11 protein-coding genes are annotated in these 13,883 nt (G+C 55.9%); 4 read left to right on the top strand and 7 right to left on the bottom strand.

What is annotated here, in order from left to right; genetic code table 11:
* Nucleotides 1-227 precede the first annotated feature (227 nt).
* From Mal52_RS27360 to Mal52_RS27345, 4 genes are all read left to right on the top strand, one after another.
* Complete coding sequence (locus Mal52_RS27360; protein ID WP_420824937.1) at nt 228-512, top strand: transposase; 285 nt, start codon at nt 228-230, stop codon at nt 510-512.
* A gap of 50 nt (nt 513-562) precedes the next feature.
* Nucleotides 563-1,492 carry an IS3 family transposase gene (locus tag Mal52_RS27355; protein ID WP_231962381.1) on the top strand — a complete coding sequence of 310 codons (930 nt, stop codon included), beginning with the start codon at nt 563-565 and terminating at the stop codon, nt 1,490-1,492.
* A 35-nt stretch (nt 1,493-1,527) separates the two neighbouring features.
* Nucleotides 1,528-2,406 carry a DUF6454 family protein gene (locus Mal52_RS27350; protein WP_145379981.1) on the top strand — a complete coding sequence of 293 codons (879 nt, stop codon included), beginning with the start codon at nt 1,528-1,530 and terminating at the stop codon, nt 2,404-2,406.
* 150 nt (nt 2,407-2,556) lie between these two features.
* Entirely contained in the window at nt 2,557-3,405 is an 849-nt protein-coding gene (locus Mal52_RS27345; RefSeq protein ID WP_145379979.1) for a FliM/FliN family flagellar motor switch protein, read from the top strand.
* Nucleotides 3,406-3,431: 26 nt separating this feature from the next.
* On the opposite strand, the gene Mal52_RS27340 is transcribed toward Mal52_RS27345, so the two are convergent.
* From Mal52_RS27340 to Mal52_RS27310, 7 genes are all read right to left on the bottom strand, one after another.
* Entirely contained in the window at nt 3,432-4,964 is a 1,533-nt protein-coding gene (locus tag Mal52_RS27340) for a prenyltransferase/squalene oxidase repeat-containing protein (protein WP_145379977.1), read from the bottom strand.
* A gap of 386 nt (nt 4,965-5,350) precedes the next feature.
* On the bottom strand, nt 5,351-6,742 hold the full coding sequence (locus tag Mal52_RS27335) for an ATP-binding protein (protein ID WP_145379975.1): 1,392 nt from the start codon (nt 6,740-6,742) through the stop codon (nt 5,351-5,353).
* A 258-nt stretch (nt 6,743-7,000) separates the two neighbouring features.
* Nucleotides 7,001-8,410 (bottom strand): pyridoxal-dependent decarboxylase, encoded by a 1,410-nt coding sequence (locus Mal52_RS27330; RefSeq protein ID WP_145379973.1) that lies wholly within the window; start codon nt 8,408-8,410, stop codon nt 7,001-7,003.
* 236 nt (nt 8,411-8,646) lie between these two features.
* A complete protein-coding gene (locus Mal52_RS27325; RefSeq protein ID WP_145379971.1) occupies nt 8,647-9,384 on the bottom strand; it encodes a hypothetical protein in 738 nt (245 codons plus the stop codon).
* A 46-nt stretch (nt 9,385-9,430) separates the two neighbouring features.
* Nucleotides 9,431-9,886, bottom strand: coding sequence for a DUF423 domain-containing protein (locus tag Mal52_RS27320; RefSeq protein ID WP_145379969.1), 456 nt, complete (start codon nt 9,884-9,886; stop codon nt 9,431-9,433).
* Between the two features lie 22 nt (nt 9,887-9,908).
* Nucleotides 9,909-10,490, bottom strand: coding sequence for a DJ-1/PfpI family protein (locus Mal52_RS27315; protein ID WP_145379967.1), 582 nt, complete (start codon nt 10,488-10,490; stop codon nt 9,909-9,911).
* Between the two features lie 521 nt (nt 10,491-11,011).
* Nucleotides 11,012-13,159 (bottom strand): sensor domain-containing diguanylate cyclase/phosphohydrolase, encoded by a 2,148-nt coding sequence (locus tag Mal52_RS27310; protein ID WP_145379965.1) that lies wholly within the window; start codon nt 13,157-13,159, stop codon nt 11,012-11,014.
* Nucleotides 13,160-13,883: the final 724 nt, after the last annotated feature.

Genomic DNA, 13,883 nt, shown 5'->3' with positions numbered 1-13,883 from the left:
CAACAATTTGATATTTGGCATTCGGCCGTCCCCGCATCCCGGGGGCGGCTTTTTTGTTAGGATGGACGTAGAGAAGTGGCTACGTTTTACCCGCCGTTGGTCCTCAATCGCTGAGGGGAATTGTGATGAAATGTTGGTTGGGAATCGTGGTGGTCGTGGCCTGCCTTTAAAAAACTGTGCCATTGGTTATGAAGGTTTCTGAGCGATTTTTGCAAGGAGATCTTTTAATGACGAAACGACGCAGGCGGCATTCGCCGCAGCAGATTGTGAAGAAGTTGCGTGACGCCGATGCGATGCTCAATGCCGGGCAAGACGAAGCGGTCGTGCTGCAGGCGCTGGAAGTCAGCCAAGCGACATTGGACCGTTGGCGGAAACAGTACGGCGGGATGAAGTCGGAGGAGGCGATGCGACTCAAGGCCTTGGAAGATGAGAACCGGCGGCTGAAGGAAATCGTGGCGGACCAGACGTTGGACATCAAGATGTTGAAACACCTTGCGGAGGGAAACTGGTAAGCCCTTCTCGAAAGCGTAGTGCCGTCCGTGAACTGCAACACACGTTTGCGGTGTCGGAGCGGCGAGCGTGCCACGTGGTGAAGCAGCCTCGTAGCAGCCAACGCTATGTGGCGCAACCGCGCGACGATGAGCATGGTTTGCTCAAGCGGATGCTGCAGTTGGTAGGCCGTCGTTCGCGGTTCGGTTATCGCCGCATCGCCCATTTGCTGCGTCGCGAAGGTTGGCGGGCGAGCGACACGCGGGTCTATCGGCTGTGGCGTCGAGAAGGGCTGAAAGTGCCGCAGAAGAAGCGTAAGAAACGCCGTCTGGGAACGACTGCCAATGGCTGTCACCGGCGAAAAGCGGCGTCCCAGAACGATGTGTGGGCGTGGGATTTTGTGTTCGATCGCACGGCGAGCGGCAGTCCGCTGAAGTGGTTGTCGATCGTCGACGAACACACCCGGGAGTGTTTGGCTTTGAAAGTGGATCGCAGCATTACAAGTGAAGATGTGATCGACACGCTGGCGGAATTGTTCGCCATGCGGGGCGTGCCGCGTCATGTTCGCAGCGACAATGGTCCGGAGTTTGTGGCGCAGGCGCTTCGGAGTTGGTTAGGACAGTTGGGCGTGGAGGCGTTGTACATCGCGCCGGGCAGTCCGTGGGAGAATGGTTTTGCGGAAAGCTTTCACAGCCGGTTTCGTGATGAGTTTTTAGCGACCGAGGAGTTTGAAAGTTTGCGAGCGGCACGACAGCTGACAACAGTTTGGCGTGAAGATTACAACGAGCATCGGCCACACAGTTCACTGGGATATTTGACGCCGGCGGAGTTTGGGCAGAGGTTGACCTCAGCTCGAACTCGACAAACGGGGTCCGCCCCGCCCACCATCGCCGCCCCCTCGGCCCCTCCCGCTACGCAGGCCGAGGCGACAGCGAAGGCGAACGGGGCTCACGAAGCTTCCGATGAAAAACAGGACGTGCTTTACCTAACCCGATCTTCATAAGCGGTGGTACAGGAATTTGATGCAGGTCAGTCGCAATGGCGATGCAGAACTGTTGGTCTGTCACCCCCGCCGCAGCGCAATCTCTGCTGCTGGAGTATAAAGCCGCCGAGGCGTTGCCGAATTTTGACATCGATGGAAAGCCGGCGCGGATTCATACGCAAGGCTTGTTTGTCACACAGCGGCACTACTACGTCACTGGTCGTTTGGAGACACAACCGCGCCGCGCATTGCTGTTGCGATTTGATCGCAAGAATCTAGAAACAGTCGAATTCGTCGAGATTACCCCTCCGCAAAAGAGTCCGGACGATGCATTGCGTTTGGATCATCCCGGCGGCTTTGATTTCGACGGTCAGGATTTTTGGATCCCCATCTCCGCCAGTCGGCCCCATAGCCGCACTGTTGTGCTGAGATTCCCCCATCAACCGGACAAACCATTATCCACTACCGTGAGCAAAGTGGCCTTCACCTGCGATGATCACATTGGGGCCATCGCCTGTGATTCGATGTCCCGCGAATTGTACGGAGCCAATTGGGATACGAAGCTCGTCTATCGTTGGCGGACGGATGGGACGGTAGTGGAAACCATTCCCCGCCAAGAACTAATCAGCGACGACAAAACTTGGGCTCTGGCAGTCCAAGACTGGAAAGGAATTGGCAAGCAACGAGTCCTTGCCGGTGGGGTCGACAAAAATCGCGACCGCGAACCAGCGACATCCCCCGCGCTGGTGGCCATTGTGGACATTCGCCAACGATCAAAAATTGCTTCTGCCCGCGTGCCGCGTCCAAAGGGGACCGAACAGACCCTCACCCGCGAGGGACTAGCCGTATTGGGTGACCAGCTATTCTTCCTGCCCGGCGATTTGGGACAGGATGCTCGCATATTTCGCTACCAGTGGAAGATCGCTGCGGAATGATGTCGTGATCCCTTCCCGTGGGAATTTGCGACGATTGCAACGGCTTTACCAAAAGCTCCGGATCTGTTGGCGCCGATAACACTTCCAAACACCGGGAGTGCGCGCGTCGACACCACTGGTAAGGACGCGGTTTCGAGATAAAGGGGGACCATGGCCGATTTCTCATCGACCACCGTTGAGGGGATTGTCAGCATTTGCTGCGAAAATAGTGCCGCAATTGCCGAGTCGCTCAATCAATGCTTTGACACCAAGCAGACATTAACCATCGGCGAGCCCGCCGATTGGTCCAGCGACGATGCCCCCTCCGAACTTGCCGGTCCGGGATTGCTGGTTTGTTGCCGCGTCGGCGATCAGTCGTTGGTGTGCGCCATCCCTGCATCTTTGCCGCTTCCCGAGTGGTATACCGAACCGGGAGACAGCCAGCGTGCGCGATTGGAAACATTGGCCATGGAATGGTCGATGAATCTACTGCCGCCCGATATCGAATGCGAAGAATTCACAACAACGGCACATGACAATCTACTGACGGCCATGACGCAGCCCGGTCCAGCGGAATCCGCGACGATGTTGCCGGTCAGTGTCGATGAGGATCAAAGTCGTCTATGGATCGTATGGCCGCTGCCCGCTGCCGTGACTGCATCGGCCAGTGCCGAACCATCCCGTGAAAAAGTGGCTGAAACCGCAGTCGAGGCACCCGTCGCGGCATCCACCAACACACCCGGGGCACCGCCGCCGGTCGATCCGTTGGCACGCATTCGTGGCATCAATGTTCCCGTGATCGTAAAGCTGGCTGAGCGGCGTATTGAAATCGATGAGCTATTGCATCTCTGTCCCGGAACCATCGTCTCGTTCGACAAACCGTGCGAGGACCTGTTGGAACTGATGGTGAGCAACCAGATGTATGCTCGCGGCGAAGCAGTCAAAATCGGTGAGAAATTCGGGATCAAGATCAGCGAAGTCGGCTACGTCCCCCGCCGAGAACCACGAATTTTGTCTTAACACCACAGACACTTCGTGAACCGCAATTAAAAGTCGATCGGCCTGTCCCCGCCATCTGCCGGGACATCGCCGCTACGGGCGTAAATCGGCAAATGCCGGTAGTAGACTTCCAACGTCAAAATCGACATCGCTGTCATGTACAAGCGTCCGCCTGGTCGGCTGCCATGTCGACAGGTCGGAAGCCAGCTCCCGGCGGCATGCCCCTTTTTATCTTGCTTGGCCACCAATTGGTCCCGCAATTCGTTGTTCCAACTGATCCAGGTGTCGCCGCCGACTTGGTACATAAACTGCGTGGCGTAGTAGTTGTAATACATGTCCTTGGCCGAGGGGCCCAAGACGGACAGTCGGTTGGCCCCCAACTTAACGACCGGATTGGTCGGATCCCATCCGTGCTGTTTACCTAAGTACATCCGCGACAACAAACCGACAGCCGATAACGTGGGCGTGGCACCAGGTCGTCGGTAACCGTAGCCGACCCCTTCATCGGATTGCACGCTGTCCAGAAATGCCCACGCGCCGTCAAACGTTTGTTGCGGCACATCCATTTCCGCGATGCGACCGCTGTAGAGTGCCATCACTTGCCAGCCGACAACAGACGTATCGCCGGGGTCACCGGGATTATACCGCCAGCCTCCGCCGGAGGAGTCTTGAGCTCGGACAATAAAGTTCAGCGCATCTTGTGTGGGCTTTCGCAAAAATTTGCTGTGGCCCAAATTATACGCTTCGCAAAGTGCCAACGTGGCGATGCCCTGCGCATACATTCCTTCATTACCTCCACGCCGACCGCGGCGGGCGGTGCGCCCCATCAGATTGCCCGTGTCACGTTTCGAGGATTTCATCTGCGACAGCAGGTATTTCAACCCGCGATATACGGTTCTTTTGTATTCCCCCGATTGGTCCGAATGTCCAGCACCCAAAAAACATAACAACGCCAAACCGGTCGCGCCGGTCGTGCAGTTGTTGAGTGAGCCGGGGTGGCTGCATTGACCACGGCATTGCCGGGTTGTGTGATTAAAACTCCAACTGCCGTTGCGATTTTGGTGGTTGGCCAGCCATTGCAATCCCAGCGCGACGGCGGCTTCACTTTCCGGCGTCCCGCCCTCTCTCGCAATGAGTGCAGCTTTTCCGGCACCCGTCCGGCCTGATAACTCCGGCGACCCGACCGTTGGGATCGATTCCAGCGAAATTAAATCGGTCTTCTTCGACACTTGGATCGGCTCTTGAGGCGTTTCCTCCAGCGGCAGCGGCACCGACAAGCTCGACACCATATCCTGCGCATCAAACGATTCCAGAGAACTGTCCGAAGCAGGCATCTCAATGGGCTGGAAGGTCGTCTCTAACTCTTCCGCTACCGGCGCTCGTTCGCGTTCGCCGAGAACAGCCAAAATCTCCGGCAAGCGATCACGAAACTGATGCGTGACGGTGATCAGTGCGAGAATAATCAGCAGAGCAGCATGAATTAACAGGCTACAGACCCATCCCGGGGCATCACCCAAGTTGCGAAAGGGCCACGAGGCAGGGCGATTGCTGTCGCCGGATTCGTCAGCAAGGGGTTTCAATTTGGGCGCCGTCCGCCGGGACTTCGGTCGCCCAGGCGGGGGAGAGGCGATCCGCTGATTCGCGGACGAAGAATCGAAACCGATTGGAGCACGTTGCGTTGGCCCATTCATAATAAGCACTCTACGCATCTGCTCAGCGGCAATCAACGAGGATTTCGAGAAATGTCGCCAGTCAACTGTCGAGATTGCCTGCTAGAAACGCCCTCAACCGTGCCTTAATGGACGAAATACGGGCGGCCAAGACAGAATGCGAAGTCAGCAGAACCGTAGAGGACACAAAGTATTTGTGATAATACACCTCATCGACCGACGATTCGCAGCCGGGAAACCAGTCCACCATTGCCGGGATGAGAACCCCGCTCACAGCAAGCAGAGCAGGGGGCGACTCAAACCCAATCTTCGGTTCCGTACATGATTCCGAAATAGGTTTCCACAGCGGCATCCAGGGCGGAAATGTCGGCGATCCGTGGCTGTCCTTCAAACTCACACAGATTGCGGACCTGTTGCAGGATGTCGCGGGGATGGCAAAATCGCATGTTGCGGCGCGGCGATTTGTAGTGCTGCTCAATCAGATGTTCGAGGGCACCGGCGGGCAGTTCAATGTTCCACGTCGCTGCCTGCTCTGCGAACAGTTCGCGGAACTGCGATTCGGTGGGATCCTTCGCTTCGATTTTATACGGAATGCGCCGCAAGAAGGCTTCGTCGACCAGATCCGACGGATCCAGGTTGGTCGAAAACACAATCATCTGGTCAAAAGGGACACGCACCTTGCGGCCGCTGGCCATGCTCAAAATGTCATACCGTTTTTCTAGCGGAACAATCCAACGATTCAGCAACTCAGCGACGCTCATGCGTTGCCGACCGAAATCGTCGATCAGCAATGTGCCGCAATTGCTTTTGAGTTGTACCGGCGCTTCGCTGATTCCCGAATCGCGGTTTTTGGTCATCTCCAGATTGTCCATCGTCAATTCGCCACCCACGATGATCGTCGGCCGTCGAATTTTGATCCATCGCCGGTCGACTTTAATACCGTTTTCCAATCCGTTGTTGGAACTGAGTGGCAATTCCTCATGGCTGCTGGGATCGAACAACCGTACGATTTCACCATACATGTTCAGGATGCGGGGGATCCAAATATGTTCCCCGAATGCACCGGTAATCCGTTCGGCAATACTAGTCTTGCCATTCCCGGGACTTCCGTAAAGGAATAGGCCTCGTCCGGAATGGATCGCCCGTCCGACGCGGCGCATCAAATCGTCGCACATCGTCAATCCCGCAAACGCTGCCTGCAGTTTGGCAACCGTCGGTTTATCTTTATCGATGGATTGCGCTTCGATGGCCGCAATGTAATCCTTGATCGAAACCGGCGCGGATCCAAAATGTGTGTTTTTCTCCGAGAAACGTCGCGCGCGGACAGCCCCAATTTCGGTGATCTCGTGAATGTAATCATTCAGCGAGCCCATCCCTTTATAGACGAGTTGCTGTTCATCCTTGAGACGCCGTAGGACAGGGTCGATCATTTTTTGCGGCAGCTTGATCTGTTCTGCGATCTCCGCCCCGGTCGCCGAGGCAGTATTCATCAGAAATTTCAGAATGAGCGCTTCAACTTCCGCCTCACGCAGATCCGCTTCTTCAAATGTCGTTGGTTCTTCGGGAATGAATTCCGAATCTATTGTGCTGGCGGCAGTCACGGCGTCTGGTGCGGGAGATTGAGGAACCCCTTTTTCCGCAAACAAAGAGGCCAACAACGATTCGGTACTCATATCGGAAGACACCATGGCAATTCCTCGACTAAATCCTGAAACACTTTTGCGAACATCAACCGAGGGCAGGGCAGTTCGAACGCAATGCAGAAGTTGCCTGCGCAATCGGTCAGTTAAAGCCTAGTCCGTCTTCACGACAAAAGTCGGAGCATCGGCTCGAAAAAAAGTGTTTCGCCCAATTCCTCTAGGAGCGCTCGCGAGCAGCAACGGTAACGCCACAATCGGCACGATTGTTACGATCGTCTTGGAGGAATGGAGTCAAGCAATGGTGCGTCAGCTGACGCGAGCAGGCGTGGTCAGCGGAATCCGCGTATGGATGCCGCGAAGATCGTGCAGTGTTTCGGAGACATCGTGCAACAACGATTGCTCGATTTCTTGTCGGGTGCGCCGCGGAGGACGAATGTCGAGGACTTTCAGAACTCTCCGGATATCCTGAACCAGCATCTCCGCACGGCTGCGATCGAATCCCTCGCCCGGCACAATGCGGAGGATCTCAACGGGACCACTGCCGACGCGCGAAGCCGGCACCTGCCAGCCCCGTTCGTGCAATTCCTGTGAGACGTCAAGCACCGAAAACCGGGAGCCATCCCGCAATTTGGCGCACACCAGCGGCAATGAGTGACTGTCGCTCAAGACCTCAAATCGATTTGTCGCCGCCAATCCTTGCGCAACGATTTGTGAAACGTCCTGCAGATCCTGCATGATCCGCGTATACCCGTCCCGACCGAGTCTGAGGAAACTGTAATACTGGGCCACCACGTGTTCGGGTGCGGAGACCGCGTTGTCATCGTGATTTGTGTCGCACAATCCGGCGGGCAATGTCGCCGGGTCGCGCCATAAGACCCACTCAGCTGCGGGTTGGACCATCCCATACTGTCCTCCCGAAACCTGAATGGACTGCACGCGCGGCAAACGGAAATCCCAGGGCATTTCGGGTGTCAGAAACGGCGCCACGAAGCCGCCCGCCGCATCGACGTGAATCGGCACGTTGTGACCAGTTGTGTTGTCAATGTGGGTCAGCCCGTCATTGAGTTCCGCCAGGGAGTCGTAATTGCCAGTCACATCATTGCCCAGCACACCGACGACGCCAATCGTATTCGCATCAATCCGCGCCATTGCGCTGTCGACATCCAACACGAAACGGTTGTCGGTCGACTCTGCGCTGCGCGGTTCGATTTCAAAGATGCGCGAGAATTGCGCCCATGCGGGTGAGGGGGTCCGACCCCAAATGATATTTGGACGTGTGATCGGTTGGCCCGACGTCCGGTGATGGCGGCGCCAATTCCAAAGCATTGCCAGCCCCGCCAATTGCACGGCCAGTGCTGGGCTCGAGACCGAAGCTCCCGCCGGTTCGGCGGTATGGAACAGATCCCCTAGCATTTGCAGACAGCGACGCTCCAGTGTAGCAGTCTCGGTGGCTGCAGTTTTTTGGGAGAGTTGCTGAATCAAACGCGTGAACTCTGGTTCCTGCCACGTGTGGCGAAACGACGATAAGTCGTAGTTCCGGTCATTCGCTAAGTGGAGTGTTTCCTGCACGTCGAGATAAGCGACAGCAGCGGGGGTTTGCGTTTGTGGAAGTTGTGCACCGACCACCGCCGCGGCTTGTGCCGGCTGGGCGATATCGGCGTGGGTTCCCCGCTGTGGGATGTGTGTGGCGTGCCGATGGATTTTGCGATTGAACATGCTTTGTCTCCGGCGGACCAAGGGACCGAATCGACGCGGAGATTCGCGAGTCTTCGGGCAATTGTAGGGAACATGCCGGTTTTGCGTTCACAAATCGCAACGCGCACCGGAATGGCTGTGGTCTACTGGAAACATACGATGCATTTTGGCAACATGCGGCGGGTTCGCGGGCGGATCCCGCAAAATTTCGCCCCTCAGCCCCCGGCTTTGCCGAGCGACCGGATTGTGCCAACAGTTCAGACGTTGATTGTGGGCAATTCCACCTGCCCGAATTTTTCGAAATAGTACATGAATGCCATGTCGTTGCTTCCGCGGGGGACGCCCACGTGCAGCAAGATTCGTTGTGGTCCGGCGTATTTTCCCTCTTCGTCTTCCTGGAACGCGCTCTCCTGCCAGATCTGCACCGAGTGAATCCCCAGTCCGGCGTTTTCTTCCGGATCGTCCGAATCATCACCGTCAAAACGGTTTCCGGAATAATCAAAGGGCACGAGCATCAACTCTGCCGGTTCCCAATATTGAAACGGCGTCTGTTCGCGGCCTTCGCTTGGCGTCGCTGGGGTGATCGTCACATCAATCTCATACCAATCGGCAGCCGCATCGTGTGCGATCAAATCGCGTAGATATTCCTCAGAGCTGTACTCTTCTTCCTCTTCCTCTAAATCTTCATCATCAAAACCCGCCTCTTCCAGCATGGCTCGTTCTTCGGCGATTTCGTCACTGCGATCCGGAGGATCTGCCGGAGCGACGCGGTGCACTTCAACGGTCGCATTCTTAAGCACCGCCGCCTTCTTGCGAAACGGCGTCATCAGCAATCGGATAAACAACCAACTCATCAGTCGCTTGAGGAAGATCACGCCCAAAAACAGGACGACCAACACACAAGCCAACCCCGTCCATCCAAAATACTGGAAGACCAGAATTGTGCCGACCATGCACATGATGATGAAGATAAACAGCAGCACCAGGAATTTCATGACGCAATCAGACTCCTGAAATGGTGGTTCTCAGCGGTCGGCGACTTTACACATTCAACTCAACTTTGGTCGTCCCACAGGGACACGCCCCGATCGCCAATGCCACCCAACCTACAAGAAACAGCAAACCACCTATGGGTGTAATCATGCCCAGCTTCGTATTGCCGGTGAGCGTGAGTACGTACAGCGACCCCGAGAACAAAACCACGCCCCCCACAAACGACCAACCGGCGATCTGCAACGACCGCTTCGGCTGCATCGTCGACAGCAATCCGACTGCCAGCAAGGCTAAGCCGTGGTACATCTGATAATCCGCCGCTGTGTTAAAATCGCGCAGATATTTCTGTGCAGCGGGGATTTCTCCCCCGGCGAGTTCTTTGGTTTGATCCGCGTATTTATCGGCGAAATACCCATCCACGCCGTGCGCGCCAAACGCCCCCATCACGACCGCCAATCCGGCAATCACCGCCCCGATCCACGTCCAACTTTTCGAGCAACACATTAGCAAGCACCTTTATATTCAGTTATCCGTGTTGAATCGTAACGCCCAACACATCCAAAAACGCCGCCAACCAGCGGGGATGCGCGGGCCATGCCGGTGCTGTGACAAGGTTGCCGTCAACGTGCACACCGTCGACCGGGATTTCCGCAAACTGACCGCCGGCCGCTTCGACCTCCGGTCGGCAAGCGGGATAAGCGGCACAGCTGCGGCCTTTAAGAATTCCAGCGGTCGCCAACAATTGCGGGCCGTGGCAAATCGACGCGATCGGCTTGCCGGTTTCCGCAAAGTGCCGCACCATCTCGAGGACCTTGCCGTCCAGCCGCAGATACTCCGGCGACCGTCCCCCCGGCACGACCAACCCGTCGTAGGCCGTTGGATCGACCGCATCGAAATCGGCGTTGAGCGTAAAATTGTGCCCCGGTTTTTCGCTATAAGTTTGATCCCCTTCGAAATCATGCACGGCGGTCCGCACCGAATCCCCCGCCTTTTTCTGCGGGCAAACCGCATGCACTTCCAACCCGACCATCCACAGCGCCTGAAACGGCACCATCACCTCGTAGTCCTCAACGAAATCGCCGACGAGCATTAATATTTGTTTCGCCATGATGAAGTCCTCAGCAGTTCTCTGATAAAGTGTTCCGGCAGTGCGACGGTTCCGGTCAGCCGCGCTATGTTAGAACGACAGTCGGTCCTTCCGCAACTCTTGGGCTGTCCCCGTTGCCAACCAGCAACGTAGGGTGCGTCGCGACGCACCTTTCTGCAGAGGACGAGAGAACTGCGCATCTAAAAACCTCGCGCAGAGACGCAGAGGCGCAAAGAAGAAAAGAAGCGAGGGTTGCAAACCCACATTGGCGAAAACCTGAAAACGCAAGGCTCCGGCAGCGAGTCGCGCACAGACCAATCCGTGTCACACAACACCCTCTGCGCCTTCGCGTCTCTGCGCGAGGCTTTTTGAACTTTGCAGAGTACGTGCATTGTGTAGCGCGCTATTGTACAGCACTGAGATGTTCAGCATCGAGAAGCCGCGTCGGGTGCTACTGCTGGCTCGTCCAGCAGTGTTTTTCTGGTGACATCGTAGGCACTGGCGGACAAGCCGCCAGTGGCACCCTTTTTCGGGCGGACTCTCTACGGTGATAAATCCATATCAGCGATGAAGTAGCTCTTCAAATCCTTGAAGACGCCGGCAGCGCGGTGTTGGAAGACGTCTTTTTTGCGGATCCAGCCCACAGGACTAATTGTGACCAGAATCTCCACCCGCTTGGCCCGTGCGCGCGTCTTGCCAGGCTCTTGGACTTCTTCCTTGCCGATAACCACCTCAATCGTCACCGGGCGTCGGCCGTCATGATTGCCCCACCCTGGAATGACGCCGCGGTTGCCGAGACGCATGACGACGCGCTCGGGGGTCACTTCCAGAATTTTGGATTGGTAATCGTCGACAAATCCTGCCAGCTTATAGACCAACATGTCCGACGCGATCACTGCGTGGAAGGTGCCTTTGTACATAAATGCCTCCGCCTCTTTGGCCTCTTTTTGGGCGTTCTCCAGTTGGCACTGGATGTCCAACTCTTTGTTTGCGTACGCCCGCGTCGTATTGCGGCCGGCCCCTTTGGCTTCGTACAGTGCCTTGTCAGCGCGGCTGAGAAGATCCGTGACGGTATCACCCGGCTCGTTCACCGCGATACCCAGCGATGCGGTCAGCTTGCGACCTTTGAGATCGGCGATCTTGAGTTTGCTCACAGCGATGCGGAGCCGCTCGGCTCGCTTGTAACCTTGGTCGAGGTCCGTTGCGGGACAGATGACCACAAATTCCTCGCCGCCGTAACGCGCCACCAACTCGCCAGAGTAGGTTTCATTCTGCAGGAGTTTGGCGAGTTCGACTAACACGTCGTCCCCGACCGTATGGCCGAAATCGTCGTTGATGCTCTTGAAATGATCGGCATCAATAAAAATAACGCAGAACGTCTCAGCGGTTTGGCCATTTGTCGCCTCGGCCAATGTCTGTTCGAGTTGCCGTTCCATCTCGCCGCGATTGGCCGTTTGCGTCAGCGAATCGCGACTGGCGGCTTCTTTGAGCTCGCGATACTGCTGGGTTTTTCCTCCCTGTCGAGAGGTATTGCGGAAGATCTCCGCGACGCCCTTCAGGATTCCCTCGCTATCGATCAACGGTACGGTCTGGACTTCCACCTCAACCAGTTCGCCACTGCGATGCCGCACCGGCAGCGTGGTGGTAACCGGCTTTCGTTCGGCCAATGCTTGAAAGAGGGGACACTTCTTGTCGGCAAGCGGTTTGCCTTTTTCGTTGCAGTAGCCCAAGGTCTTGTTGGACCAGACGTTGTTCAGCATATGGTGTGGGCGATGCCCCAGCAGGTCTTCGGCGCGGCGGTTCCAGACGACGAAACGTTGATCGGAATTCATCAAATAGAATCCGTCATACAGATTCTCTAATAAGTGGAGATAAGCAAAAATATGGCACAGAGCGCCGGCATTTTCTGAGTCGCCGCGAAATTCACGTTCCGAAACTTCAGAGGGCAGCAAACCCTTGCTGTTCAAATGCATTCCCGTCGGCACCCGGCCATCTTCCACCCAGCGTGACAACGAACAAATGATATTTCCATCAAATTGCGTTCCCGCGCCGAGCATTAAGATCTGCATGATCTCATCGTGCGGCTTGGCCTTGCGGTAGACCTGTTCGGTCGCCAAGGAATCATAGGCGTCGGCCACTGCTAAAATCCGCGCGCCCATATGGACGTCGCTGCCCACGCGTTGGGAATCATACCCAACACGGTCGTAGTGTTCGTGACATTGGCTGACGATCTCTAAGACTTCAGGATCTACGTGGTACGCCTGCAGCACGTCGTTGGCAATGTAATAATGCAGCGACATGAGTTCCGCTTCTTCGGGACTCAAGGAGCTTGGCTTGAACAGGATGCTGTCCGGAACGCCGATCTTGCCGATGTCATGCAGCAGTGCGGCTACTTCCAGTACCTTCAGTTCCCGATCTTCCCAGCCAATTTGCGATGCCATGCCCAATGCCAACATCGCCACCCGCCGCGCATGTTCGACCGTCGCCACGTCGCGGTAATGCAGCGCCGACAGCAAGCTGGTCAACGCCGGGCGCGCAATGACGTCGCCGGTATCGTCATCGGTCGTGCGGGGATGTGCGACACAATTGTCGGACAACGTCAACAAACCCAACAAGACTTGCGAAGAGTCGGTGAGATACTGTTGGCTGTTTGAGTTAGAGGGGGCCGGTACTTCAGTGACATTCATCATGGGGGGGATTCTCCGAGATCATCTTGGCACCGCGCACGCTCCGCAATCGCCAGAAAAGACTATCTCACGGAGAGACGGAGTCAAACACATCTCCGCAACTTCCGTCCCCACAACCAATTAAGCTCCGCCGCAGACAACAATCCCTCGCCAACGCGACACGATTATTTCGATTAAACCAATCACGCCGGCCTACTCATCTTTGCAGGGCGCGTCGCGACGCACGTTCCTGTTCGGCAATAAAGTCCCTCCAAACAAAAACGGCGCCGGGAAACGTTTTCATTCGGCAATCAAAACCATGCGTGAACACCTTCCGGACGCGTTAGATACACATCGATTGCGTCAGGCACGTCGATTGGATCGGTTAAATTCACCACGGAGCGACGGACATTTGTGATTGAGTCGCGTTATATACGCGTGGCGAAATCGCCAAAGTGCTCATCGTGGGGAATCGTCTCGATATCGTTGCAAAGTGCCCGATTCTCTTCAATTTGAAGGCAGTCAACCGTTCGAGGGATTATCATGCAGCGCGATTTGTTTGAACTACCAGGCCTATTATTCGACTTGAACACACTCGGGGGAATCGCCGTATCTCTCGTTTTTTTGAGCTTTTGCATGCTCGTTTTCACTTTAATTCAATTATTTAAACGGCCGCCTCGACCGATCTCGTTTTTCATTTATCTCAGCTTTTTCACATTCGCGTTGGTCTTCGGCAACGAGATATTCC

The sequence above is a fragment of the Symmachiella dynata genome (assembly GCF_007747995.1).
Classification (GTDB): Bacteria; Planctomycetota; Planctomycetia; order Planctomycetales; family Planctomycetaceae; genus Symmachiella; species Symmachiella dynata.
The sequence above is the reverse complement of the archived record's forward strand: the minus strand, read 5'-3'. Positions and strand labels throughout refer to the sequence as shown.